Source organism: Autumnicola musiva, from assembly GCF_031846585.1.
GTDB classification, from domain to species: Bacteria; Bacteroidota; Bacteroidia; order Flavobacteriales; family Flavobacteriaceae; genus Autumnicola; species Autumnicola musiva.
In genome coordinates this window covers 70,284-95,709 of sequence record NZ_JAVRHK010000013.1, presented here as the reverse complement: position 1 = coordinate 95,709, position 25,426 = coordinate 70,284, and the positions used below count along the sequence as shown (strand labels likewise).

Here is a 25,426-nt window from a genome sequence, read left to right as displayed (position 1 = left end):
AAATGAAACCGGCAACTATTACTAACGGTGTCCTTGAGAATGGTTTACATTATTATATCATGCATAATGAAGAGCCTAAAAACAGGGCTTCCTTTTATTTTGCTCAAAATGTAGGTTCTATTCTGGAAAATGACGAACAACAGGGACTGGCCCATTTTCTGGAACACATGGCTTTTAACGGCACCCAGAACTTCAAAGATAAAGGAATGCTGGAATACCTTGAAAAGAACGGGATCAAATTCGGTTCAGAGATTAATGCTTTTACCAATTTTGATGAAACGGTTTATAATATCAATCAGGTTCCTGTCGAAAATAAAAAACTTATCGATTCTGTCTTGCTCGTATTGCACGACTGGTCAGGTTATTTGTCCCTTACCGATGCTGAAATTGATAAAGAACGTGGTGTAATTAATGAAGAATGGAGAACGCGTAATACAGCAAATTTTCGGGCAAACTCAAAAATTTGGCTGGAAGGTTTACTGGTAGATTCCAAGTATGGTAAAAGAATGCCAATAGGTAAAATGGATGTGGTGAACAATTTTGAGTATGATGCATTGCGGAATTATTACAGAAAATGGTACAGGCCAGATCAGCAGGCGGTTATTGTGGTTGGGGATATAGATCCGGAACAAATGGAGCAAAAGGTTCGGAAGGTTTTTAGTTCTATTCCTCTAAAGGATAATCTGCCAGAACGGCCTTTGTTTGATATGCCCATTAATGAAGAGCTTATCTATCTTACATCCCAGGATGAAGAATTGGGAGAACCTTCTATTCAATACATGCTTAAAAGCAATACGCCCCATTTAACCGCTGAAGAAGGGATGAAAAACGATTTATTAAATAGGTTTTTAGGCTATATTTTTAATAATCGGATGACTGAATTAACCCGTAAGGAAAGCAGCCCTGCCCTGGGTATAGGGTTTGGAGTGCAGGAATTTGTACGGCCACTCCAGGTAATGAGCGTAGGTATTCAGCCTAAGAAGGACAGTTTGCTTAGTGCACTGGAATTTAGCCTTACCGAATTTAAGCGTTTTTCAAAATACGGAGCTACGTCCGAAGAGATCAAGCGGGCACAGGCCGCTTATACAACAAATCTTGAAAGTGCTAAAAAAAATATTGAAAAGCGCAGGAACGATTCTTATGCTCACCAGATTTACAATGCATTTTTCAAGAAGGAGCCTGTACCCGATTATAGTTGGAGCCTGGATTTCCGAAAAGAATTCGTTAATCAGATCGATAATAACTTAATTCTCGAGCAACTTACTAAATTCCAAACTGAAAAAGGTAAGGTTATCGGTATTACCGGATCCGATAAATATAGTTATCCTAAAAAAGAGCAAGTAGTAAGCGTGCAACAAAAAGTTGCCAAAAAAGACCCGGAACCGTTTGAAGAGTCAGCGATGGATAAGCAACTTGTTACAGGAAATCTTCCCGGTACTACCTTAGTTTCAGAGGCGAAAATCGACAGAATTGATGCAAAAAAATATATAATGGATAATGGTCTTACGCTAGTGCTTTACCCTACAGATTTTGATACAGAAAAAATCTTTATGCAAGCCTTTAGTATGGGGGGAAGTTCTCTTTTAGACGAGCCGGTATTGCCTGATGCCGCTATGGCCACCCAGTTAGTAGCCCAGTCTGGATTGGGAGAACTAGATAGAATAGAGCTCAATAAATTTTTGGCAGGTAAAGAAACTTCACTTTCAGTAAATATAGGGACTTATAGTGAGGCTCTAGGCGGGCGCAGTTCTCAAGACGATTTGGAAACCTTGATGCAGGAAATTTATATGCAGTTTACAGCTCCACGATTCGATTCATCAGCTGTTAGAATTATTAAGGAGAGCATGGAAAAAAGCTTGGTCGCGAGACAGAACAATGTACAAAGTGCTTTTCAGGATTCTTTAAGCTTGGCTAAATCTGGTTACAGTAAACGCACTACGATTTTCAATGAAAAGTTTATAGAAAACTTCGACCTGGAAGATGCCAGGGAGGTATATAAGGATCGTATCTCTAACGCTAGTGATTTTACTTTTGTTTTTGTGGGAGATTTTGAGGAAGATCAATTTCTTGATTTGGCAAAAAAATATCTAGGAAGTATACCTGGTACTAGTAAGAAAGAAGCCCCTAAAAATCATAATCTGCGTCCCAATATAGGAGTTACCAAAGTGCATATGAGCCGGGAAATGCAGACTCCCCAAAGTACGATACAGGTTTACATGAATGGTGATGTTTCCTATAGTAGGAAAAACAGCTTGATGATGTATATGGTGTCCCAACTTCTTAACAAGAAATATATGGACCGTGTACGTGAGGATGAGGGCGGAAGCTATGGTGTACGCGTAGGTGGTAGCCTGCAAAAATATCCAGAGCCGCAATTCAACCTGGTTGTGAATTTTAATTGTAACCCCGATAAGACCCAGAGGCTTTTAGAGATCGTTTATGAAAATATCAAAAATCTAACTGATGAGATTGATTCTGCTGATTTTAAGGAAGTAAAAAACAATATGGAAAAGTCAATTGTTGAAAACCAGGAGGATAATGCATATTGGCTAAAAAACATTGCTGAAAATCTTAAAAATGATCAGGAGGTTACTACTCAGGAATCTTTCCTGAAAAACCTCGAAGAAATCTCAATTAAAGACATTAAGGAGTTTGCAGAACAAATAAATAATGCTCAACCCCGGATAGTAGAGGGAATTTTAACTCCGAAAACATAAGAAACTTAAGCATAGCATTTTTTGAAGTTTGAATTAGCCGACAAAACATCTTAAATGTATGCGAAGTTAATAGGCCCTTACCATCAGGTCGGGCCTCATTAACTTATATTGATAAATTAAAAATATCCTAATGGAAAATTTAGAGGAATATTTTGAAGTATATAGATCTCAGGTAATAGGGAACGGGCAGTACTATAAGACATCTTATGGAGATCAAAAACTTTGCTACGCCGACTGGACAGCAAGCGGAAGACTATACCGTCCCATTGAGCAAAACATTTCTGAAGAAATAGGTACGTGGCTAAGTAATGTTCACTCGGAGACTTCTTTTACAGGTGCAATTATGACACGAGCTTACGAAAGGGCTCGAAAGGTAATTAAAGCACATGTACATGCCGGAAAAGAAGATGTACTAATTCCATGTGGCACCGGAATGACAGGCGCCTTGGCTCGCCTTCAACGTATTTTAGGATTGCGAATCCCTGAGCGTTTTCGGGATAAGATAGCCATAAAAGAAGAAGAGAGACCAGTGGTGCTGATCTCTCACATGGAGCATCATTCCAATCATACTTCATGGTTAGAAACCATTTGTAAGGTAGAAGTTATTCCTCCGGATTCTGAAGGATTGATAGATTTAGTTGCTCTGGAAAAATTACTGTCTCTATATAAGGGCCGGGAACTGTATGTTTCGGTTACGGCATGCTCTAATGTTACCGGAATCCAGACACCTTATCATAACATTGCTGCACTTACACATCAGTACGAAGGAAAATTTTTTGTGGATCTGGCCTGTAGCGCTCCTTATGTTGAAATAAATATGCATCCCGAAAACCCTGATGAGAAAATGGATGCTATCTTTTTCTCTCCCCACAAGTTTCTTGGTGGTCCTGGTAGTTGTGGTATCTTAATTTTTAACAAAGAATTGTACAAAAATAAAATTCCTGATGAACCCGGTGGGGGAACAGTTGTATTTACTGATCCATGGGGAAACCACATTTACAAGCAGGATATAGAACAGCGGGAAGATGGAGGAACTCCTGGTTTCCTACAAACCATAAAAGCCGCTTTGGCTATCCAACTAAAGGAAACTATGACCGTAAAACGAATTCAGAAACGTGAAGAAGAAATCAATAAACTAGTTTTTTCCATGCTAGGAGATATAGATTCATGTAATATTCTGGCGGAAGAACAAAAAGAACGACTTTCCATTTTTTCCTTTTATCTGGAAGATCTGCATTACGAGTTAGTGGTACAAATACTTAGCGATAGGTTTGGCATACAATCACGTGGAGGTTGTTCCTGTGCCGGCACCTATGGACATTACCTGATGCATATAAATGAGGATGATTCTAAACGAATCAAGATGGACAGTGAATTCGGTTGTACCCTCAATAAACCAGGGTGGATACGTGTTTCTTTTCACCCTACGATGACTAATAATGAAGTAGCCTACATTTGTGAAGCAATCCGCCAAATTGATGAAAATGGCAAAGACTGGAGTAAGGATTATAAAAGGACTACAGATGGCTTCCATTCACTGCTGGGAAAAGAAGAGATCGATGTGAAACAGTTTTTTATTCTGGAGGAGGGATAGTAAGTTCAAATCCTAAAGAAGGTGAAAGCTGGACGCTGTATGATCGGAAATGAAGAACAGGAATTGTAGAAGAAAGTGCTTGGCCAGTTTAACTCTGGCAAAAGCCCTCTTGGTGCAGATGGGTTTTTTACGCTTAAGAACGTAATTGAAAAACCCTTACAATATGAGCTTCTAAATTAATTTAAAGGGAGATATGGGGCAGTAAATAACCTGTGGTCGTAGAAAGCTGGCAGTGCAACTGGGAGCAGCTATCCCATTATTTTCAGTACACTGAACCTATTAGGAAATCATCTACACCACTAATGCAATAGAAGCCTTCCACCGCCAGATCAGGAAAGTCAGCAAAACTAAAGGAGCTTTTACTAATGATATGTCACTCCTTAAGCCGGTCTACCTGGTCAAAAAAACATTGAGAAAAAATAGACAGCCCCTTTGCATTATTGGAGCCTTACGATCCAATAACTTTATATTAAATTTGAGGAGGATATCATTGGACGCCAATTCAGACAGAGTTTAATTTACAGACCCTTTTAGATTGAAATACCTCAATCCACCTTTTTGTAGACTATTTCATAATTCGCTTCCGTATTTGTACTGTAACCACTAAAAATCAAAGTACTATCTGTGATTTTTAGTTTTTCACAACGTTCTTTTTCAATTATAATAAAAATAATATCAGAATAGGTAGTGTTCTTTATATTATTCACTTCAAAGGGACATTTGCTCGAAATTTCAAATGCTCTAAATTTAGGCTCCTCCACCACACCTTCTTCTGTAAATTTAGCTTCCTGTTCTCTAATCTCAACACTTCGGAAGGGATATTCAGGCTCTTTCCATTTTCCCTGAAGATTTTTAATAATTTGATCTTTATTCAGGTTTGAAGATTGGTTTATTGCTCCTTTGCTTTCTTCAACTACCGTTTCATTAATTGTAGGTTCTTTTTCTTCTGAAGTTGTTGTTTTGTTCTTGCAAGAAAGAAAAACAACAAATACAACTAATACAAGAAAATATTGTTTTGAATTCATAAATTCATCTTTATATTTAAATTTTACCTAAATATCTTCCTTTCAATTCTTATTTTATTATTAATGTAAAATACAACCATTAGCCCTACTCGAAGGCTAATGGTTGTAGATATTTAAAAATCAGCCCATATATTTTTCCAAAAATCTTGATTTCATTTCAGCCCGAGCCTCAATAAATTCTTTGTCAGTACCTTCAGCAATAATATCTAAAGGAAAACGAAGAGGCCTCTCCCCATCTTCCATTTCAATAAGTTCTTTTATTCCATCGGCAATGAGTTGTGGATCTGGATTATATTGTTCCATTTTACGTTGAAATGCAGATCCCAAGGCATTGAACTGTTCAGACCCTACAGGTTCGTAAGCTTCGGCAATTTTCTGTTTATCGCCGTGAAAGCCAGGTTTTTCATTCCTCCCCATCTCTGTTGGATAAACGCCAGGTTGTATAGAGACATTGTCAATTCCAAATTGCTTTAATTCTTCTTGTAATCCTTCCGTAATACTTTCAACCCCAAATTTTGATGCAAGATACGGAATCATAAATGGCAAAGTATGTGCACTTGCTCCTGAAGTAATATTAATGATTAATCCACTACGATTTTTGCGCATACTAGGAAGTACTGCCTGATAGGTTCGTAATATGCCATAAAAATTGACCTCGAACATATTTTTAACCTGATCGATACTATAAGCCTCCAAAAGACCAAATCCATTAACCGCTGCATTGTTTACCAATACATCAATTTTTTGATGTTTTTGTAGTGTTTTTTCAAAAGCTTCCTGTACTGAAGAATCTTCAATAACATCTATTTCAACGACATCTACATTCGGTAATTGGGAAAGTTCCCGGGCTACCTCTTTGTTTTTACCTGTGATGCCCCTCATTCCCGCTATAACCTTATACCCTTCTTTTGCCAGTGTAATGGTGGTTAATTTGCCAAATCCTGTGCTTGTTCCTGTTATAAAAACTGTTTTACTCATCATTAAATTAGTTAAAAATTATACTTTTTGTTTTCGTTAATTATGCCACTGTGTTTGATTGAAAAATATTGATCCGGTTACCGTCAGGGTCTAAAATTATTGTAGAGAATAATCGGTCTTCTGCCAGATAGCGCTCTTTCCATAAAAAGTCTACCCCTTTCTGAGTTAACTCCTGAGTGGCCAACTTTAAATCTTCTACTTTAAAGACAATCGCTTTACTTCCTATCACACTTGGTGCAGCCTCTGTTCTTGCATCCTTTTCAATGGATTCAACATACTGGTTTTCTGAATTTTGTAGGATTTCCAGTTTTATTCCCGCACCTTCCAGAAAAGCCATATTTAAAGTTCCTTTTGTATCAGGAATGGTCTCTTGAGCTAGCAATTTAAAGCCGAGAGCATCGGCATACCAGGCTACAGCTTTATCTACATCCGATACCACGAATGCAACATTATAAATAGTCAAGGTTCTTAAGCCTGAATTACTTTTTTCTTCCATAAAATTGGTTTTTGATCCTGTCTAGTAATTTTTAAATTAAAACTACTTGCTTTTTGCAAGTGTAAATATACGTAACTACTTTTGATTTACAAGTAGTTTATTTTTTTAGTATTTTTGTGCTATGAAAAAGACTAAGAAGAAATCTAATTGTCCAATAAATTCTGCTTTAGAAGTATTTGGGGATAAATGGACATTTTTAATTGTGCGTGATATAATGTTTAATGGAAAACATTATTATGGAGAGTTCTTAAATGCTGAAGAAAAGATCTCGACAAATATTTTAGCAGATAGGTTAAGCTTACTGGAGCAATCAGGTATTATCACTAAAACGAAGGATAACAACCACAAATCAAAATTTGTGTATCGACTGACTCAAAAGGGTATTGACCTTTTACCTATTTTATTAGAATTTATCGTATGGTCTTCCAAATACGATAAAGATGTTGATGAGGATAATACATTTTTTGAATCAATTAGAAAAGATAAGATTAAAATGCTTGACGAAATATCTAACAAGCTAAAAAATGAGTTGATAGAGCACTAATACAATCTACTTTAATTTTTGTAGCGCTTTTTCTCTTCTGAAGTTTCTTAAGCCTTCATCTCTATTAATTAATCAAGGCTATTTATAAAAAGAAAAATTAGTAGTCGTATTCATTGTAATAGAAGAGTAATGGAGAAGTGATTTCTATGATTTAAAAACACTCACTATTGCAGGCTTTTATTAGAGGTCCTAAATTCCTGAGGAGTACTTCCAGTATATTTTTTATAATAATTTATAAAATGAGAATCTTCTTTAAAATTTAAGACCCAAGCGATTTGTTTTATTCCCCAGTTTGAATGAAGTAAGATAATATTTGCTTCCTGAATTATCTTATCCCTAATAATGGTAGATGTAGTTTTTCCTAAGTAGGTTTTTAAATTCCTATTGAGAGATGCAACGGTTGTCCCCAAATTTTTTGCAAAATCATTAGGGGAACGCAGTTGTAAAGGATGATCTTTTCTTACCGAAAGAAATTGGTTATCCAGCATAGTTAAAAAACGTTCGGTCAAACTATGATTTGGATTATTAGCCCCTGTGTCTGGGGTATCAACACTTAGTTTTTGTGTATAATGAATAAGATCAAACAATCTGTTTGTGATTAATTGTTCTTTAAAAGCATATGAAGATTTAAACTCTAATTTCAACTGCTGCATTATATGAAACAATTCTTCATATGTGTCTTTTTCTAGAGAATAAATATAGATTTCCCCCGGTGTAAATACCGGTAGTGACCACAAATTGATTCTGCTGGAGTTGTTTAAGAAATTTTCAGAAAAAACACAGTACTCTCCCTTAAAATTCTCATCTAAAGTTTCGAAACTTGCTCTGGTTCTGGGATTTACAAATACAATTGATTTACCTCCGACCTCTACTTTTTTATTCTGAAAAGAATATACACCCTTACCCTCTAACAGCGCTATTTTAAAAAAATATTTACGTTGGTAATTACGACATTCTGCCTCATTTTGCTTAAGGTCTTCCCAATCTAAAATATCAAAAAAACCTGGAGAGGTCTTTTTTTCAGGTGAAATAGAATTCAAGAAGTATTTATAAAAACGATCTATGGTTAACGGTCTCTTCATAATTCATTCCCATTTTAGAATGTATAAAGGTGCCTAAAACACCTTTATACATTTAAATTACTTACTAAGATAAGAATCGAAATCCTTTTATTGAAAATTTTCCTTCATCCATTGATTTAAATTTAGGGTTGAAATATCATTCTGAAAATTGAAGGTTTTGGACATAGGCCAAGAGACTCCCGGATCTGTAAATACTAACCTATACTTCTTAAGATTATCGTCGGGTTCTTCAGCGAGTTCACTTTTTAGGAAGTTTTCATCCCAAAGTACCCGATCTATTTTAAAATTAAAAAACTCTTCAACCCTATCGGCTATCTCCTTAAATGTCAGTGTCTCTCCAGAAACAAATACTACTTCATCAATAATTTCAGGTTTATGAAACAAAACGGTGATAGTTAATTTTCCAATATCATCACAAGAAGTTAACGTGAGGGAATTTTGCCAATCACCTAAGGCATTTACCTTTTTTTCTGAAAGCCTGATCACACCAAAATCTTCTCTAAATAAAAAACTTGTGATCATTCCCACAGAAAGTATTATCCAATTTGTAGAATTTTGTTGCCTTAATAGGTCTCTGACATCCAATTGTTCATCAAATAATGGTTGCGCACTTCCTCTGCCTATTTTATCATAATCTACCCCGAACTGCCAAGGAATATATTTCTTTATATTAGCTTTTAATACAGCTTTGGTTATTTTTATCTGCATTCCAGCTCCTATAGAAAAACCACTACAACTTATAACTGTATCGTATTCTTTAATTACGTTAGCTAATTCAGCTATACTGTTTTCTTTTAAGTTCAAGGGTACTGGATCAGCATTCACCTGTTTTAAAACCTTCAATACTTTATCATCTTGTTCAAATACCTCAGGCAAATCCAATACTCCTATTTTTTCTAACTCTATATTGTTTGCCGTGACGTATTTGTTTAGATTACTGATCATTGCAATACCCAGTTCACCTGTACCAATAATTAAAATTGAATCTTTCATTTTCATTCTTTTTTGCCGTTATTAATGAATCATTTACTTTTCAAAAGTAGCAAAGACGAGATGTGAATGAGGTGCAAAAAAAGTGCTTTGTATTGCAAAAAAGGTGTCTCAATATGAACTAATCGATTTCTATTACAATCTTTCCGAATAAATCTTTTGAGGTGGCAGCTTTGTAAGCTTCTACCGCTTCGTTAAAGGGAAATACTTTATGAATTGGAGGTTTAAAATCGTGCGTATTGATAAAGTCTACCAAATCTAAGTGAGCAGCTGTACTTCCTACGGCCGTGCCTCGAATGGAAGCTCCTTTCATCATTAAATTCACAAAATTAGGCGCCTTATCTGCATAATCAAAAAGTCCCATAAAGGCAATTTCACCTCCAAATCCTACGGCAGCAATAGTCTGATCGATAGCAGATCCCCCTACGGTGTTAATTACTTTAGAGGCACCTCCGTAAGAATCAAATATAACTTCACCCCACTTTTCTTCTTCACTATAATTTACCGAATTGGTTATTCCAAGCTCGCTTAATTTATCCAATTTTTCTTGCTGGCTGGACGTTCCTATTACTTCAGCACCGGCCGCTTTGGCAAATAGCAAGGAAAAAAGCGAAACCCCACCGGTTCCTAAACCTAGCACTTTATCCTTTTCTGTTAAAGGTCTGGCATAAGGGCGGTCTCCATTTACCGCCGTCCAAGCAGTGAGTGCTGCACAGGGAATGGTGGCCGCTTCGATTAAAGTCCATTTTTCCGGAGCTAAGGCGATTCTTTCAGCATTTAGTATGATATATTCCGCTAAAACCCCGTGATGCCCTTCTGATCCAAGTCCAAAATCCAGACCGGGAATCGGAGGTCCATCTGCCCATTCTTCCGGAGTGTAAATACTAGTCACCTTATCACCCTCGTGCCATTTGGTAACATTTTCACCAAGCTTATAGATAATACCTGCTCCATCTGAAAGGGGAATGATATCGGAAGAAACCGCACCGCCGTACATTCCCTGAAGTACAATTTGATCCCGGTAATTGATTGAAGCAGCTTTCATTTTAATCCGTACCTGGCCTGGTCCCGGTTCCGGGATAGCTACATCCTCGATTTCGAGGCCGTCCAGCGTTGTTTCACCCGCCTTTAGTACCCAACGTCTCATTGTATCGGTTTTAGTCGTTTCCATATATAAAAATTTTATTTTGAGTAAAATTAATTATATTTACTTTCCAATTTACAGTACTTTCCATTTGGAAAGCACTTTCCAAACAGAAAGCACACGTTAACACTGAAACTATGATTAAGGAAAAAGAAAATCCAAATGTAAAAAATGGTCATCCCGATGAATGTGCAGAATGGATCTTACCAGTTAGAGATGCCCTTGACGTGCTATATGGACGCTGGAAATTACCAATAATTATTTCTTTAACCTTTGGAGATAAAAGGTTTACACAAATTCGAGATGAAATTCCAGGTTTAACTGATAAAAGCTTATCAAAAGAGTTGAAAGAATTGGAAGGCAACCAATTAATCACTAGAACAGTTTTTGACACTTTCCCTCCTAGGGTAATGTATTCTATTACTGCACACGGACGTTCACTGGAAAAAGTAATTAATGAGTTACGGGATTGGGGCAATCAACACCGGGAAAAAATAATTAATTCTTAATAAGTTTATTTTAGGAACTTAGCCATCAATTAAAGCTTGTTCTAAACTCCAACGGCGTTAAATCTGTCTTTCGTTTAAAAAGCCTATTAAAGGATTGAGAATACTCAAAGCCCAATTCGTAAGCAATTTCAGCCACAGAAAGAGAGGAAGCGCTCAATAACACTTTCGCATTTTCAATTAATTTATTGTGAATATGCTGCTGGGCACTTTGCCCTGTGAGAGAACGTAATAAATCGCTTAAATATCCGGGAGACATATGTAAACAATCGGCAAGATATTGAACCGAAGGAATTCCGTCTTCAATTGGTTTTTGCATTTCAAAATATTCATTTAAAACTGTTTCAAATTTCAGCAATACATCGTTATTAGTAGCTTTTCGGGTAATAAACTGCCTATTATAAAAACGATTTGCATACTGCAGAAGAAGTTCTATATGGGAAACAATTAAATCCTGACTATAATGATCAATATTATTTTTTAATTCGTCCTGCATTTGATGCATAAGGAAGATAATTATTTTGTCCTCCTTTTCAGAAAGGTGCAGGGCTTCCGCCGTGGAATAAGAAAAGAATCCATAATCCCCTATAATTTTTGCTAATACCTACTTTCGAATTAGATCCGGTTTAAAAACCAACATATATCCTGATACGGGATCATCGGTAACATCGGTTACAGAAAAAATTTGTCCTGGTTTAGTAAAACTCATTAAACCCTCATCAAAATCATAATTGCGTTGCCCGTATTTAAATTTTCCAGAAGATCCTTTTTTACAGGCAACACAATAAAAATCATAATAAAAGCTTTTCCAAATTTCTGTATTTTCAAACTTCAGCAGTTCAAAATCGATTATACTTATTAAAGGATGATCGGGTCCTGAGAGACCAAATAATCTATGAAGTTTCGTAATGGAATCAATTCTATAAGGGGCAGCTTTTTTCACGATATAATTATTTGAAATCAGTAGATAAAGATAAAGATTTCCATTTTTCCATCTCTTTTTCTTCGTTTTTACGTACCTCAAAAATAGCGTTGTAGGTATCGGAACCTAAGGGGAGATGTAATGGCGGATTGGACATTTCAGTGATTTTGAGTAATACTTCTGCTAATTTTTCAGGATCACCTAATTGTTTACCATCAAACCCAATAAACTGTTCAACCTGTTTATCTAAATTATAGGCATCTATTTTATTTTTCGCTACATTCAGACTATCCTCATTCATAAAATTTGTTCGAAATGTTCCTGGTGCAAGAATTGTTACTTTTATTCCAAATGGAGCGACTTCTTGAGCAAGAGCTTCAGATAACCCGATAACAGCAAATTTTGAAGCATTATAGCTTCCATTGCCCGCATAACCCATATAACCCATCATAGATGAAGTATTAATGATATGACCAGATTTTTGCCCGCGTAAATGTGGTAAGACGTTTCTAATAATAGTGGCCATTGCAAACACATTTACATTCATTGTTTCTCTGAACTCATTATCACTTAGTTCTTCGATATTGCCTAATAGGTTATACCCTGCATTATTGATCACAACATCTATTCGGCCAAATTTTTCTATGCCGCTAGCAATAGCGTTTTCAACAGCTGTTTCTTTAGTAATATCCAACTTTACAGGAAGTAAATTATCCTTGTAATCTCCAATTTTTTCTAAAAGCATTTCCGTATTTCTGGAAGTGGCGATCACTTTTCCGCCGTTTTTTAAAACTGTTTTTGTGATTTCAAGCCCCATTCCTTTAGATACTCCTGTAATAAACCATACTTTTGGTTTAGCATTTTTCTTTTGATTTTCCATAATTATAATTTTTATCAATTATGGCACAAAATTGAGAAGATATTAGGTTGAAAAAGTAACTGATTTGAAGACATCAGTAACCGGATTGAGAAATTTTGCCGAAAAGATAATAGAAGAATTTAATTCATAGATGAATTTTAGCAAAATTAGAATAGTTATTAAACCGGGTTTCGCTTTGAATTACTTACTAAAAGAACTCAAAGCCCCCTTCAAAAGCGACTTCATTTAAAGAAAGGAGAGGTTGTTGGTAGCAAGGTATTTCCGGCTTCGCTCAATCTTTTTTTCCAATCCATCCCAAGTGCGTGTTTTTAAAATTGTCTTCAAATTTTAGTCCGTAGCCAAAAATCCTGTCCATCGCAGAATGACCAAATAAAATCACGCCCGCTAGAGTTAGTGGGGGATTATTCAACCAAAATCCCAAAAGCAAAATGCCAACAGCCAACAATTTGTGATGAAATAAATTATAAATCCAGGCTCCTATTTTGGTGTTAACCAAATACCCAATCATCGACACATCAGGTAACAGTATGGAGACAGGAAGAACCCACCAGGCATAATCCAGTTGGTTAAATAAAAGGATTGAAAGTAAAAATTGTTCTAATTCTTCAAGTTTTATAAGGTTACCCATTGCTTTCATCATTGCTATATTTATTTGTTATTGTTCAATGATCAAAGGTCTTATACTTAAAATCAGCATCCCTTGATAAAAATCAAGAATTTTGATGTTGCCGTTTTCTTATTCTACTGAGTGTTTCGGCTGTCATACCAAGAACGGAAGCGATATATTGCAAAGGCACCTGGTTGAACAACTCTTTGTTTTGTTCAAAATACAAATCATATCTTTCTTCTGCCGTCATTGACAAATGAGAAAAAACCCGATCTTCCAGCATTCCAAAACACTTTAGGATCAATCGTTTTTCAATCACGTTCCATTTTGGAAACGTTTTGCAGAGTTTGAGATAATTAGTTTTGGTAATGGTCAATAATTCTGTTGCGGTAAGGGCTTGTATTGTCCAACGATTTGGCTGGTCAAAAAAGAATCCCATTACTTCTGTAAGTAGGAAGTTTTCGGTAGAAATCCATTGGGTGATTTCTTTTCCATCTGATAAAGCATACACTCTTAGAATACCTGATTTTACAAAACTTAATTTATCACAGATTTTATCAGGCTGGGTAAAAAAATCATTTTTTTGAAGCTTTTCTTCGCAAAAATAGGAACGAATAATAGACACCTCTTCATTTGATAGTTCCCCAAAATGTTCCTTTATTAAAATTTCTAAATTTTTCACAACTAATTTTCTGTATTCAAACTAAGGTCAATTTTTTATTCCTTCTAAAAATAGCGCTATCCTAATAAAATTGATACACTCTTCTCTAATTTCATTTTCACTATGGACGTTGAAAAACAATTAATAAATTCCTTGCCCGCAGATTATATTTAACCAAACCTAAAATGATTGTTTAAATTGTGTAGGGGAAAGTTCTGTTTTTGATTTGAACAATTTACTAAAGGATTGTGGGTAGTCAAAACCCAGTTCAAAGGCTACCTCACTTACGGAAAGATTAGTGGTAGAGAGTTTTTCCTTCGCCACCTCTATAATCTTTTGATGGATATGTTGCTGAGTGCTTTGTCCCGTATGAGCTTTCAGCAAACTACTCAGATAACCTGCCGATAAGTTTAGTTGATCTGAAACAAATTGAACTGTAGGCAAACCTAAAGATTTCAGATTATTATTTTTGAAATAATTATTTAGCAAGTCTTCCAGCTTTTCCAATATCTGGTGACTGCTTACTTTTCTGGTTAAAAATTGCCTCTCATAATAGCGTTCTGAGTAATTTAATAGTGTTTCAATTTGGGAAATAATGATCTGTTGGCTGAACCGGTCAAGGTTGTTGCTACATTCACTTTCAACATTAGAAACAATGGCATTGAGGGTTTGTTCTTCTTTTTCAGAAAGGAAAAGAGCCTCATTAACCGAATAACTAAAAAATTCATAACCTTTTATTTTTTTGGCAAGGGACGATCCCCAAAAGAAGTCTGGATGAACCATTAGCATCCATCCTTTAGGGTTGTCTAGACTATTTGTTTTAATACCGAATACTTGCCGAGGTGCCAGAAATAGCAATACCCCATCATCAAAGTCATACTGTTGCTGCCCGTATATCAAAGTAGTATTTGGGTGGCGCTTCAATGCGATGGAGTAAAAGTTTGAAGTGATACTGTAGGGCTCATCTTCTTCAAGGATTAGGTCTTCAAAATCTACCACGCTAATTAGCGGATGTTCTGGAGCTGGCAATCCCCTAAACTTATGATATTCGCTAATCGATATAAACGCATATGGTGTCTTGTATCCCTTCATTTTGAGCTAAAATGTGATATATAAATATACCATCTTAAAATTAAATATTCTTTTCAAGAAGCTGCTTTAAATTTTCCCCAAGCAAATGATCCCAACCCCATTCAAAACGCTCTCTTTTAAAATGAGGATGATCTGGAAAACTGCCTAAACCTGTTTGGGTGACTTGTAATTTTGTTGTTTTTTCCTTTTCTGAAAATAATTCAAATATCACTTCTGAATTTCCTGAATATCCCTGATAGGCCCAATTATGGGCTAATGCTTTTCCTTCCACTACCCGGGTAACCACCCATTCTTTTTGATATTGAGCATTATCATCTTCAAACTGAAACTTAAACCCAACTTTAGGTTCAAATTTTTGAAGTTGAGGAAAATACCATATTTTCATTTGATTAGTAGAGGTCAAGGCCTGCCATACTTTATCGATTGAAACATTATATATAAACTCTTTTATTAAGGGCGTATCGCTCATAATTTAGATTTAAAAGTTTTAATTAATGAAAAGTATACCCACCATCTACCGTTAAGATTTGACCTGTCATAAATTCTGAAGCTTCACTCACAAGAAAAAGACAAGAACCTACAATATCTTTGGGCGTTGCCTCACGTTTGATGCTGCGCACCTGGACAGTTTGATCCAGCATTTCCTTCGAAAAGCCATCATTTTTTTCAATCCCTTCTGTGATTGTCATACCGGGTGCAATAGCGTTGACCGTAATTCCGTCCTCACCAACTTCTGTTGCGAGGGATCGGGTCATAGAAACAATGGCTCCCTTACTGGATACGTAATGCAATAAAAAAGGAGTTCCCATAAAAGTAGTAGCCGAAGTAAGGTTAACGATACGTCCCCACTTTTTTTCACGCATATGTGGCACTACCGCACGACTACATAGAAACGGCACAAGGGTATTTGTGGTTAAAACCCGGGACCATTCTTCCGGATCGATTTTATCAAAAGGTTTAGGGGTTAGTGCTGATGCTAATGCTGCATTATTAATTAAAATATCAACCCCACCGTGCCGTTTGTTGATATCTTCAAAACAATTTTTAACGCTAATTTCATCAGCAAGATCGCATTGTATCTGTTCAATTTCGGATGAATTATCACTTTCTTGTCTGTTAATATCAATGCCTATAACATAAGCACCTGTAGTGGCAAGCTCCTCTGCGATAGCTTTTCCTATTCCGGTGGCCGATCCTGTTACCACAGCTACTTTTCCGTTTAATTCAACTAATTTTTTCATAACTCATCATTTTAAATGAATTGCTTTCACGCTTTCGTTCAAGCAATTAAATCAGTTATGAAATTAGTGGAATAGCACGGGATATATGTGTTCAAATCCTATGATTACATAATGAAATCTGAGGTCGGCAACTTTTTCCCCTACATCCATTCATTTTAGACTCAACCTCTAAAAAGGCTTGAGATTTAAAATTGTAGGGGGTTTATCAAAAAAATAAATCAATCCCTTGGATCTCTTTCATTTGTAGCATCATATTTCTTCACTTCGTTTTTCATTTTTGATCCCCATTTCTTAAATAAGGAAATTACCTCTGCCTGGGCCAGATGCTTATCCAATGATTTTTGGTCTTTCCAACGCTCAAGAACCAGCATACTTCCGGTGCTCTTATCATCTAATGTGAATGATATGGAAACACATCCCGGATTTTTAAGTCCCAAAGGAATGGTTTCTCGCGCCTCTTTCACAAAAGCTTCTATATCTGACGAGCTTACATAAACGTTTCCTGCTATAATAATCATAATTGATCTGTTAGTCTATTTTAGTTACAAATTCAGCTAAAGGCAATCTTACTTTTTTAAGGTTTATTATGGAATCTTTTTCTTCGTCACGGTAGCCAATAGACATAATCACCGCAGTCGTTAAACCTTTCTCTTTCAGACCTAAAAGCTTGTCAAATTTTTTTGGATCAAAACCTTCCATAGGTGTCGCGTCAATCTTAAGCTCTGCTGCAGCAATTAAGGCAGTACCTAAGCCTATATAAGCTTGCTTTATAGCCCATTGTGTATTTTCTTCAGAAGTATTATTCAAAAAAAAGTTCGCTAAGCCGGCTTTAAATTCATTTAATGTATCCAGGGGAATCTTTCTTTCAGAAGCCACACGTTGCATATAATCATCAATATGCTTATTGGTTACATCATTAAAGGCAGCAAAAACCAGGAGGTGTGAAGAATTAATAATCTGGTTGTTAAAAGAGTCTTCTCCCAGTTGCGCTCGTAATGTTTCGTTTTCAATAATGTATAAACGGTACGGTTGCAGGCCAGTGGATGAAGCTGACAAATTAATTGCCTGAACTATTTGTTCAATATTTTCCTCGCTTACTCTGGTATCATTATACTTTTTAGTTGCGTACCGCCAATTTAAAGCTTCTATTAATCTCATATATTAAATATTTTAATTTTTGGTAAACATAAGTAAAGGCTGTTTATATTTGTAACTTTGTGACAAAAAGTAATAGTGACATTTGAGTAACCAAGTAGCAACCTATGAAACATACTGAAGAGAATCCCATTAAGAAATGCGGGCAAAAAATTATGGCGATCCACGATACGATGGATGTACTGAATGGTAAATGGAAAGTTTCCATTATTGCCTGTTTATGCTTTACCCCTATGCGGTATTCCGAATTGTTGAAAGAAGTACACGGAATCTCAGGAAAAATGCTAAGTAGGGAACTGAAGGATTTAGAAATGAACGGACTGATCAAGCGGAATGTATTGGATACACAGCCTGTAATTGTAAAATATGAAATAACCGAATACGGAGCATCACTTAAAGATCTCACGGAAGTAATTGCAGATTGGGGACTAAAACATAGAGAAAGAATTATTAATTCATAAGGTTTAGTAAATAAAATTAATCGGCATTGGCTTAACTATTTATAAAACTTATCCTAGTTAAAATAAACTTTTAAATTCAGTAGGGGAATGATTGGTTTTTGATTTAAATAACTTGCTAAAGGATTGTGGATGTTCAAAACCAAGCTGATAAGCAACTTCAGCAACAGAAAGCGATGAGATGCTTAATAATTCTTTTGCTTTTTCTATTAATTGGTGCTGAATGTATTGCTGCGTAGTCTTGCCGGTGAGCACGCGTAACAGATCACTCAAATAGCGTTGGGATAGACCGAGTTGGTCGCTAATAAAAGTAACTGAAGGCAAGCCGTTATCCAATCCGCTTTTATCTTGAAAATACTGCTGCAAAATTTGATCTAGAGAATGAATAATTTCGTGATTAGCAATTTTTCGTGTAATAAACTGCCGGTTGTAAAAACGCTTACTATAGCTTAACAATAAGCCGAGTTGTGAGACTAACACATCCTGACTAAAATGATCGATATTTTCTTCTAATTCTACATTTATCGTCTGTAATAACTGTTTTATTATCGCTTTTTCTTTGGCCGACAAATGTAATGCCTCCGAAATGTGATAAGTAAAGAATCCGTAGCTCGTTATTTCACTCCCCAGCGGATACTTCCTAATAAAATCAGGATGAAAGTACAGCGCATACCCCTCATAGCTTTCTAAATTTTCATAGGGCGTAACAATTTGGCCAGGTTTTAAAAATGCCATTCCACCTTCTTCAAAATCGTAATAATCCTGCCCATACTTTATCTTTCCACTGAAGGTATTTTTAAATGAGATTTTATAAAAATCAACACATAATTTTTGCTCACTGTCTATCTCCTGTTGTGGTGTTTTGTTATAATCTACCACCGCAAAAAGAGGGTGTTGTGGAGCGGGCAATCCCAAATAGCGCATCAATGCAGATATGCTCTTAAAATGTTTTATTTCTGAATTACTCGCTCCCATAACATTGAAGATAAACTATATTTAGTTTTGAACCGCTGGTCTAATCACAATATCACCAATTTCCACTTCTTCGGGTTGACTTATAGCATAGGCTACAGCATCAGCAATCGCATCGGGGCTTATGGCAATTTCATCACGGCTTTTTAAAATAGCGGTTCGCATCTGGTCGTTCTTAATGTTTTCTGCAAAAGCGGTATCCACAAAACCAGGAGAAATACCGGTAATTCGGATAGATCCATCCGATTCCTGCCTAAAAGCTTCAGCAATCGTCCTTACCGCATTTTTTGTTCCTGCATAAACGCCCATTGTAGGAGTTATGGTAAGGCCGGCAGTAGAAATTATATTTACGATATGTCCGGATTTTTGTTTTTTGAATACGGGTATCGCGGCTGCCATTCCGTATAAAGTTCCGTTCAGGTTGACATTGATCATTTGCTGCCAGCCTTCCACATCCAGTTCATCAATCTGACTTAACTGACTAATTCCTGCGTTATTCACCATCACATCCAGTTTTCCAAATTCAGCTACGGCTTTGTCAACCAATTTGGTTAAGTCTGCTCTATTTTGAACATCTGCGATTACGTAGCTTGCCTCTCCGCCATCTTTAATAATATTTTCTACAATTTCCTCTAACTCTTCTTCCCTACGCGCGGCGAGAACTACTTTAGCTCCTTTGGCAGCCAGGTTTATAGCGATTGATTTTCCAATTCCACCACTGGCTCCTGTTATAGCAACTACTTTTCCATTAATTCGATCTTCCATAATTCTTTTTTTAGATGAGATACAAATTTCTAGTTACTATGGTTGGAAAAAGTAGCTCAATTCGTAAATGTTGTAGTTAGGTTTGCAGAATATTTTATCCACGGTAAATAATCATTCACTTTTAATAGTCGCCTGTACCAATAGTCTAATTTGTTCTTCAACCTCTTCTATAGTCTTACCATTTTTCTTAAATCCAGATATGGCTTCGGCAAAAATTCCTGCTAATTGCTTTGGGCTTAAACCCCCGTTTAAACTATCTTTTGGTAAAAACTTCAGAACGTTTTCTATATCTTTTATAAACATCTGAGTGATTTCATTCATTGTTTCCTGTACGAATGGAAATGTACTTTCGTAAAGTTCCCTGGCTTCATCAGATTTGATGAGTTCTTCTTGTAATTCCAACACCCATAGTTGAAAGACTTTATCCAATTTTTCTAAAGGTTCATCAATTTTTTCAATTTCTCGTTTCACCTTCTGAGTGATTTCATCCGCCAATTTTCTTATCACACTATCATAAATAGCTTCTTTCCCATTAAATACAGTATATAACAAAGGCCTGGACATTTGTGAGGCTTTAGCTATATCACTCATATTTACTTTGGTATACCCATATTTTAAAAAAAGCTGCTGTGCGGCATTTATAATAATTCGCCTCTTATCATTCATAAAATGTCTAATTATTTTACAGTTCTTGACAAATTTACTAATTTTGTCAAAAGTAATAAAATGGAAAGTGAAAAAATTAAAATAGCTATTGTTGGGGCTACCGGACTTGCAGGCGGGGCAGTGGTAGATGAAGTCTTGAGTAAAGGTTATGAGGTAGTTGCAGTGGTTAGAAATCCTGAGAAAGTTGAAGCCTCAGATAAATTGTCTGTCGTTAAAGGGAACGTACTGAATTATGACAGCCTCATTCAGGCATTTAAAAATGCGGATGCTGTGATTAGCTGTATAGGTCCTGCCGATGACTTTAACCCAGGAACATTAATGTCAGAAGGTACTGCCAATATTGTTCAAGCCTGCGAGGTAAATAATATAGAAAAATTTGTGATGATGAGCGGTATCATTCAATCTGAAGGCAAAAAGCAACCGCTTATAAACCGACTGGTCCTCAAACTTATCAAAGCAGTATATAGAAAGGTAGTAAGTGATAAAATAATAGCCGAGAAATTTGTGCAAAAGAGTTCTTTACAGTGGGTAATTGTGAGACCTGCAGGTTTACAATCTAAAGGTGAAATTGAAGAGTCGGTAAAAGCAGCACCCAATATTGCTGTTTCTCCATTAAAAAGAATTAGCATAAAAACCTGTGCATTCCATTTGGTAAGAGCCGTTGAAGATTTGAGCTGGAACAAGCAAATTATTCACGTAGGAAAATAAAATGAATAATGATGACAAAAACTGATTTTACAATCGATAGAAATTTAAGCGAGAAACTTATTTTTATAACCGGAGCAAATTCAGGCCTCGGATTTGAAACCACTAAATTTTTTGCTGAAAAGAAAGCCACGGTTATTATGGCCTGCCGAAATATGCAAAAGGCCCAAAAAGCAAAGAATTTAATTCTTGAGGAATATCCGGAAGCAAAACTATCTGTAATAGAACTTGATCTTGCAGATATGGATTCCATTCGAAAATGTGCTGCAGCTTTCAATAAAACTTATGAAAAACTTGATGTTTTAATAAACAATGCCGGGGTTATGGTTCCACCTTACTCCAAAACCAAGCAAGGATTTGAACTTCAATTCGGCACTAATTTTCTAGGTCATTTTGCGCTTACCGGTCTTGTAATGCCTGCATTGCTAAAAACTGAAAATTCCAGAGTTGTAAGCTTATCCAGCCTGGCTTCAAGAATTGGAAAAATAGATTTTGAGGACTTGCAAAGTGAACGTAAAGACTATAAAAAATGGCCTGCCTACGGCCAGAGCAAATTAGCAGATTTGATCTTCAGCAAAGAACTGGCAAGACGATTAGAAAATATAAACTCTTCCTCCATTTCCGTAGCAGCACATCCGGGTGGTTCGCCAACCAATTTACAAAGATCAAGCAGTTTTTTAATGAAGTACATTCTTACTCCCCTAATTTCTCATCCACCGGAAAAAGCGGCTTTACCTACCATTAGAGCGGCTTGTGATCCTACTGTTGAAAATGGCTCTTACTGGGGTCCATCTGGATTTTTTGAATTGACAGGAAAACCCGAAAAAGCCAAAATTCCATTACGCGCTAAAGATATTGATACAGCTAAACGGCTTTGGAATGAAGCCAAAGGATTAACAGGAGTTACCTATCCCTTTGGTTCTGGTAAAGAATAATTTTTACTGATATAGAAGCTCATTAAAATAGCTAAAATGATAATTTTAAAAATCCATTAGCTGTTATAGTACATAAAGCGTCAGGAGCTTTAATTTTATAATCTATTCGAACTCTTGAATTTTATCGTTCCATAAGAGCCATTTGTAATTTCAATTGGCTCTTTTTTTTGTTAAAGGCTTTCGTACTACGATTTTCTCTCCGGGAAAATACAAGGGCTTTTGATGAACAATTTGCTTAAAATATCACTGGTTTTAAGGTTGTCAAATCCTTTAAAATAGCCATAAATCCTGCTAAATAAATAGTGTTAAAATTTGTCGTAGTACGACACACACTACGAAAGATTCTCCCTCATCCTTGTCAGCTTTGTCCTGAAAGTTTCTTTAACCAATCCCACTGCTTCCAATGAAGATCGGATCCGGAGGCGGTGGGATTATTTAAAACAAATTCTTATGCCAACAAGTATTATCAACACAGATGATCTTCGGGAGTTTAAAATGGAACTGCTCGAAGAAATTAAAATCTTACTGGACCAACAGTCCTCCGGAACATTAAAGCAGTATTTTAAATCTTCAGATTTGATGGAGTTTCTACAGATTAGCTCTGGAACCCTCCATACCTTGCGTAGCAATGGAACCCTGCCTTACACTAAAATTGGAGGGATTATCTATTACGAGGCCGCTGATGTTCAGAAGCTTATGGATGCACATCGCATCCAGCATAATTCCGGTTTTTGATCATGAATTATATTCGTCAACTTAATTTGGCCTTTGAGCTGTTTTATTCTGATGATCGGCTCAATCCATCTCATATCAGCCTGTATATGGCGCTATTCCAGGAATGGAATAGTAGCCGTTTTGCCGATACGTTTTTTATCAATCGCAGGGAGATGATGAATGCTGCTAAGATCGGTGCTAAATCCACCTATCATCGCTGTGTCAGGGAGCTGGATAGATGGAACTACCTTTCTTATTTTCCTTCAAATAATCCCTACAAGGGGAGTAAGATCATGATGACTGTTTTCGGGACAGCTTATGAATCGACTATGGAACGCTACCCTCCCAAGACAGAACAACTTGAGGACAACTACCGTCCCGGGGAAGGACAGCTGGTGGTACCTTCTATAAACAGTATTAAACAAGAAAACATATCCAAAGGGAAAAAGCCCGCCCATGAGAAAGAAGTTATTGATTTTTTTAAAAAACGTTCTTGTGGTATACAGGAGGCACTTACTTTTTTTAAACATTATCAGGCAGTAGGGTGGAAGATGAGTAGTGGAAGTGAAATCCTGGACTGGTGCAGTGCAGCTGAAAAATGGATGCTAAAGCTACAAAACCCCGGAAAGGAAATTAAAGCGTCCCGTAGAGGAACAGGTACAAGTAAACCTTGGGACCACCTGAAAACTACAAAAGATAAAAATTATGGAGAATCCCTCTAAAATAATCGAAGGCGGAGTGGAATACTCTCTTGGAGATTTTGACGGAACTACCGTGCATTATGACTTCCATCGAATCCTGATCTATCTAGATGCTAAAGGCAAACTCCTGTTCGGAGGGAATTTCAAAATACATAAATCGGATCGCCCAGTGTTGCGCAAGCTGTGCGCTTACACTATTCGTGATGCTCATACCTGTAAAGCTCTTGGAATTGATTTAAAAAAAGGCCTGTTGCTTAGCGGGCCCGTAGGTTGCGGGAAAACAAGCCTGATGAAACTTCTACGTCATCTGGTTCCGGGCAGTCGCCATTATGAAATGATCCCCAGCCGAAATGTTGTCTTCAGTTTTAATCACTTAGGTTATAAAACCATTGAGGATTACGGTGATAGCGGGTGCTTCTGTTTTGATGATCTGGGAGTGGAGCCTATTGGCCGCCACTATGGTAAAGACTGTAATGTGCTGGGCGAAGTACTGCTTTCCCGTTATGAACTGTACCTGGCCAGTAAAGGCCGGATCAAAACACATGCGACTACAAATCTTAATGCGGAAGAACTGGAAGATATCTATGGCAATAGGGTACGTAGCAGGATGCGGGAATTTTTTAATCTTATTGCCTTTGGAAAGAATACCCGGGATAAACGGGCATGATTAGTATCAAAGCGATTGTTTCGTATGATAGGATTAAACATTTTTTATACATTTCCCTCCATAATCAGAAATTTTCTTTGGATCAGAAATTTATGTAATATAAGTTGATACATCAGTTCTTTGTTGGCAAGTATGCTATTTATAAGCTATAATTTGTAATCTTTTATAATCAGCATACCATTTATTTTTTTTGAACAATAAAGGTTTTAAAGCCTTTTCAGTTTCTAATATTATTTGATCTACATCTTCTTTTGAGACATTATCGAAAAAATGCTTTCCGAACATTTCTAACCAGTCTTTAATGCCGGATTTAGCATCAGTTAATTCCGTGGGACGATCGTAGTGTTTGGCATATTTAACTTTAAAATTTTGTTTTTCTAACGCTGAAGTGTACTCTCCAATTGAAGGGAAATACCAAATCTCAGTCTGAGATTGTTTTAGATATCCATTTTGAGCTAAACTATTTCTTAAGCTGTATATAATTGTCTCTACATTACCTCTTCCACCGAATTCCGCTACAAATCTTCCTCCCGGCTTCAAACTCTCGTAAATTGATTGAATAGCAGCTTGATAATCTTTTACCCAATGTAGCGTAGCATTAGAAAAAACGGCATCAAATTCTTCTGTAGATTTTATGTTTTCAGCGCTTCCTATTTGAAAATTAATAGTTGCAAAATTTTCTTTTGCACTTTTAATCATTTCCGGAGATTTATCTATTCCAATAACTTCTTTTGATAGTTTGCTAATCTGATTGGTTAATTCACCGGTACCACAACCTAAATCTAAAATTTTTTCATTCTTATTCGGATCTAATAAGTCGACCAGAGATTCACCATAATTGTATACAAAAGAATGTTTATTCATGTATAGTTCTGCATTCCAATTATTATCCATTGCGCTCATATATTTGCTGTTAAAGTTGGCTACTTATATTTAGGATTGGGTTCAGAGAGGTAGTATGGTTCCGCCAGGCACAAGCCAAATCTTTTGCATTATGTGGTTACCTTCTTTTTTCCAATAACCAAACTAACTATTCTATTGGGATTAGCAATTACTCAAATCTAATCTTTATTAACGCTGTTAGTAAATGCTTTTTCTCCCAGGGCTTGTTCATAAATAATATTTACAAGATCTCACCAAGCCGGAATTGTCTATAAAATCCAGCACCATTTATGCCGGGCAAAAGGAAATAATATTTTCAATGCGCTA

The 25,426-nt window shown here is 36.3% G+C and carries 30 protein-coding genes and 1 pseudogene; 11 read left to right on the top strand and 20 right to left on the bottom strand.

The window, feature by feature from the left end; translation table 11 throughout:
• Positions 1-2 precede the first annotated feature (2 nt).
• From RM539_RS15320 to RM539_RS20140, 3 genes and pseudogenes are all read left to right on the top strand, one after another.
• Complete coding sequence (locus RM539_RS15320; protein ID WP_311504293.1) at positions 3-2,717, top strand: M16 family metallopeptidase; 2,715 nt, start codon at positions 3-5, stop codon at positions 2,715-2,717.
• A 130-nt stretch (positions 2,718-2,847) separates the two neighbouring features.
• Complete coding sequence (locus tag RM539_RS15315; RefSeq protein ID WP_311504292.1) at positions 2,848-4,311, top strand: aminotransferase class V-fold PLP-dependent enzyme; 1,464 nt, start codon at positions 2,848-2,850, stop codon at positions 4,309-4,311.
• Between the two features lie 209 nt (positions 4,312-4,520).
• A pseudogene (locus RM539_RS20140) lies at positions 4,521-4,705 on the top strand (transposase); the annotation flags it as partial.
• A gap of 151 nt (positions 4,706-4,856) precedes the next feature.
• On the opposite strand, the gene RM539_RS15310 reads toward RM539_RS20140, so the two are convergent.
• The 3 genes from RM539_RS15310 to RM539_RS15300 all read right to left on the bottom strand — a co-directional run bounded on the left by RM539_RS15310 (position 4,857) and on the right by RM539_RS15300 (position 6,810).
• Positions 4,857-5,336, bottom strand: a complete 480-nt coding sequence (locus tag RM539_RS15310) for a hypothetical protein (protein WP_311504291.1) — start codon at positions 5,334-5,336, stop codon at positions 4,857-4,859.
• A 120-nt stretch (positions 5,337-5,456) separates the two neighbouring features.
• Positions 5,457-6,317 (bottom strand): SDR family oxidoreductase, encoded by an 861-nt coding sequence (locus RM539_RS15305; RefSeq protein ID WP_311504290.1) that lies wholly within the window; start codon positions 6,315-6,317, stop codon positions 5,457-5,459.
• Between the two features lie 37 nt (positions 6,318-6,354).
• Positions 6,355-6,810 carry a VOC family protein gene (locus RM539_RS15300; protein ID WP_311504289.1) on the bottom strand — a complete coding sequence of 152 codons (456 nt, stop codon included), beginning with the start codon at positions 6,808-6,810 and terminating at the stop codon, positions 6,355-6,357.
• A 121-nt stretch (positions 6,811-6,931) separates the two neighbouring features.
• Between RM539_RS15300 and RM539_RS15295 the strand changes: the two genes are divergently transcribed.
• Positions 6,932-7,354, top strand: a complete 423-nt coding sequence (locus RM539_RS15295) for a winged helix-turn-helix transcriptional regulator (protein WP_311504288.1) — start codon at positions 6,932-6,934, stop codon at positions 7,352-7,354.
• A 164-nt stretch (positions 7,355-7,518) separates the two neighbouring features.
• On the opposite strand, the gene RM539_RS15290 is transcribed toward RM539_RS15295, so the two are convergent.
• From RM539_RS15290 to RM539_RS15280, 3 genes are all read right to left on the bottom strand, one after another.
• Entirely contained in the window at positions 7,519-8,436 is a 918-nt protein-coding gene (locus RM539_RS15290; protein WP_311504287.1) for a helix-turn-helix domain-containing protein, read from the bottom strand.
• 87 nt (positions 8,437-8,523) lie between these two features.
• Complete coding sequence (locus tag RM539_RS15285) at positions 8,524-9,429, bottom strand: NmrA family NAD(P)-binding protein (protein WP_311504286.1); 906 nt, start codon at positions 9,427-9,429, stop codon at positions 8,524-8,526.
• A gap of 118 nt (positions 9,430-9,547) precedes the next feature.
• Positions 9,548-10,597 carry a zinc-dependent alcohol dehydrogenase family protein gene (locus RM539_RS15280; RefSeq protein ID WP_311504285.1) on the bottom strand — a complete coding sequence of 350 codons (1,050 nt, stop codon included), beginning with the start codon at positions 10,595-10,597 and terminating at the stop codon, positions 9,548-9,550.
• A gap of 110 nt (positions 10,598-10,707) precedes the next feature.
• Here RM539_RS15280 and RM539_RS15275 point away from each other — a divergent pair, with 110 nt between their 5' ends.
• A complete protein-coding gene (locus RM539_RS15275; RefSeq protein ID WP_311504284.1) occupies positions 10,708-11,079 on the top strand; it encodes a winged helix-turn-helix transcriptional regulator in 372 nt (123 codons plus the stop codon).
• A gap of 25 nt (positions 11,080-11,104) precedes the next feature.
• Here the strand turns inward: RM539_RS15275 and RM539_RS15270 are convergent, their stop codons facing one another.
• From RM539_RS15270 to RM539_RS15225, 10 genes are all read right to left on the bottom strand, one after another.
• Positions 11,105-11,581: a helix-turn-helix domain-containing protein gene (locus RM539_RS15270; RefSeq protein WP_311504283.1), complete on the bottom strand. Its 477-nt coding sequence runs from the start codon at positions 11,579-11,581 to the stop codon at positions 11,105-11,107.
• Between the two features lie 99 nt (positions 11,582-11,680).
• Entirely contained in the window at positions 11,681-12,019 is a 339-nt protein-coding gene (locus tag RM539_RS15265) for a hypothetical protein (protein ID WP_311504282.1), read from the bottom strand.
• Between the two features lie 7 nt (positions 12,020-12,026).
• Positions 12,027-12,878, bottom strand: a complete 852-nt coding sequence (locus RM539_RS15260; protein ID WP_311504281.1) for an SDR family NAD(P)-dependent oxidoreductase — start codon at positions 12,876-12,878, stop codon at positions 12,027-12,029.
• A 271-nt stretch (positions 12,879-13,149) separates the two neighbouring features.
• Entirely contained in the window at positions 13,150-13,518 is a 369-nt protein-coding gene (locus RM539_RS15255) for a DUF4260 domain-containing protein (RefSeq protein WP_311504280.1), read from the bottom strand.
• A 70-nt stretch (positions 13,519-13,588) separates the two neighbouring features.
• Positions 13,589-14,167, bottom strand: a complete 579-nt coding sequence (locus RM539_RS15250) for a Crp/Fnr family transcriptional regulator (RefSeq protein ID WP_311504279.1) — start codon at positions 14,165-14,167, stop codon at positions 13,589-13,591.
• A 159-nt stretch (positions 14,168-14,326) separates the two neighbouring features.
• The gene (locus RM539_RS15245; protein ID WP_311504278.1) at positions 14,327-15,238 is read right to left on the bottom strand and encodes a helix-turn-helix domain-containing protein; all 912 of its coding nucleotides are present in this window, start codon (positions 15,236-15,238) and stop codon (positions 14,327-14,329) included.
• Between the two features lie 40 nt (positions 15,239-15,278).
• Positions 15,279-15,707, bottom strand: coding sequence for an SRPBCC family protein (locus RM539_RS15240; RefSeq protein ID WP_311504277.1), 429 nt, complete (start codon positions 15,705-15,707; stop codon positions 15,279-15,281).
• 22 nt (positions 15,708-15,729) lie between these two features.
• Entirely contained in the window at positions 15,730-16,479 is a 750-nt protein-coding gene (locus tag RM539_RS15235) for an SDR family NAD(P)-dependent oxidoreductase (protein ID WP_311504276.1), read from the bottom strand.
• 218 nt (positions 16,480-16,697) lie between these two features.
• Positions 16,698-16,997 carry a putative quinol monooxygenase gene (locus RM539_RS15230; RefSeq protein ID WP_311504275.1) on the bottom strand — a complete coding sequence of 100 codons (300 nt, stop codon included), beginning with the start codon at positions 16,995-16,997 and terminating at the stop codon, positions 16,698-16,700.
• A 10-nt stretch (positions 16,998-17,007) separates the two neighbouring features.
• Complete coding sequence (locus tag RM539_RS15225) at positions 17,008-17,637, bottom strand: NAD(P)H-dependent oxidoreductase (RefSeq protein ID WP_311504274.1); 630 nt, start codon at positions 17,635-17,637, stop codon at positions 17,008-17,010.
• A gap of 104 nt (positions 17,638-17,741) precedes the next feature.
• On the opposite strand from RM539_RS15225, the gene RM539_RS15220 reads away from it, so the two are divergent.
• Positions 17,742-18,095 carry a winged helix-turn-helix transcriptional regulator gene (locus RM539_RS15220; RefSeq protein WP_311504273.1) on the top strand — a complete coding sequence of 118 codons (354 nt, stop codon included), beginning with the start codon at positions 17,742-17,744 and terminating at the stop codon, positions 18,093-18,095.
• A gap of 57 nt (positions 18,096-18,152) precedes the next feature.
• Here RM539_RS15220 and RM539_RS15215 read toward each other — a convergent pair whose 3' ends face one another.
• From RM539_RS15215 to RM539_RS15205, 3 genes are all read right to left on the bottom strand, one after another.
• The gene (locus RM539_RS15215; protein ID WP_311504272.1) at positions 18,153-19,067 is read right to left on the bottom strand and encodes a helix-turn-helix domain-containing protein; all 915 of its coding nucleotides are present in this window, start codon (positions 19,065-19,067) and stop codon (positions 18,153-18,155) included.
• A gap of 21 nt (positions 19,068-19,088) precedes the next feature.
• Positions 19,089-19,829 (bottom strand): SDR family oxidoreductase, encoded by a 741-nt coding sequence (locus RM539_RS15210; RefSeq protein WP_311504271.1) that lies wholly within the window; start codon positions 19,827-19,829, stop codon positions 19,089-19,091.
• 111 nt (positions 19,830-19,940) lie between these two features.
• A complete protein-coding gene (locus RM539_RS15205; protein WP_311504270.1) occupies positions 19,941-20,495 on the bottom strand; it encodes a TetR/AcrR family transcriptional regulator in 555 nt (184 codons plus the stop codon).
• A gap of 60 nt (positions 20,496-20,555) precedes the next feature.
• On the opposite strand from RM539_RS15205, the gene RM539_RS15200 reads away from it, so the two are divergent.
• From RM539_RS15200 to RM539_RS15180, 5 genes are all read left to right on the top strand, one after another.
• Positions 20,556-21,203, top strand: coding sequence for an NAD(P)-dependent oxidoreductase (locus tag RM539_RS15200; protein WP_311504269.1), 648 nt, complete (start codon positions 20,556-20,558; stop codon positions 21,201-21,203).
• A gap of 8 nt (positions 21,204-21,211) precedes the next feature.
• Positions 21,212-22,135 (top strand): oxidoreductase, encoded by a 924-nt coding sequence (locus tag RM539_RS15195; RefSeq protein WP_311504268.1) that lies wholly within the window; start codon positions 21,212-21,214, stop codon positions 22,133-22,135.
• A 450-nt stretch (positions 22,136-22,585) separates the two neighbouring features.
• On the top strand, positions 22,586-22,870 hold the full coding sequence (locus RM539_RS15190) for a helix-turn-helix domain-containing protein (protein WP_311504267.1): 285 nt from the start codon (positions 22,586-22,588) through the stop codon (positions 22,868-22,870).
• Between the two features lie 86 nt (positions 22,871-22,956).
• Positions 22,957-23,571, top strand: coding sequence for a hypothetical protein (locus tag RM539_RS15185; protein ID WP_311504266.1), 615 nt, complete (start codon positions 22,957-22,959; stop codon positions 23,569-23,571).
• Complete coding sequence (locus RM539_RS15180; protein WP_311504265.1) at positions 23,555-24,217, top strand: P-loop NTPase family protein; 663 nt, start codon at positions 23,555-23,557, stop codon at positions 24,215-24,217. Before RM539_RS15185 ends, RM539_RS15180 begins: the two co-directional genes overlap by 17 nt.
• A 135-nt stretch (positions 24,218-24,352) precedes the next feature.
• Here the strand turns inward: RM539_RS15180 and RM539_RS15175 are convergent, their stop codons facing one another.
• On the bottom strand, positions 24,353-25,120 hold the full coding sequence (locus tag RM539_RS15175) for a class I SAM-dependent methyltransferase (RefSeq protein WP_311504264.1): 768 nt from the start codon (positions 25,118-25,120) through the stop codon (positions 24,353-24,355).
• Positions 25,121-25,426 lie beyond the last annotated feature (306 nt).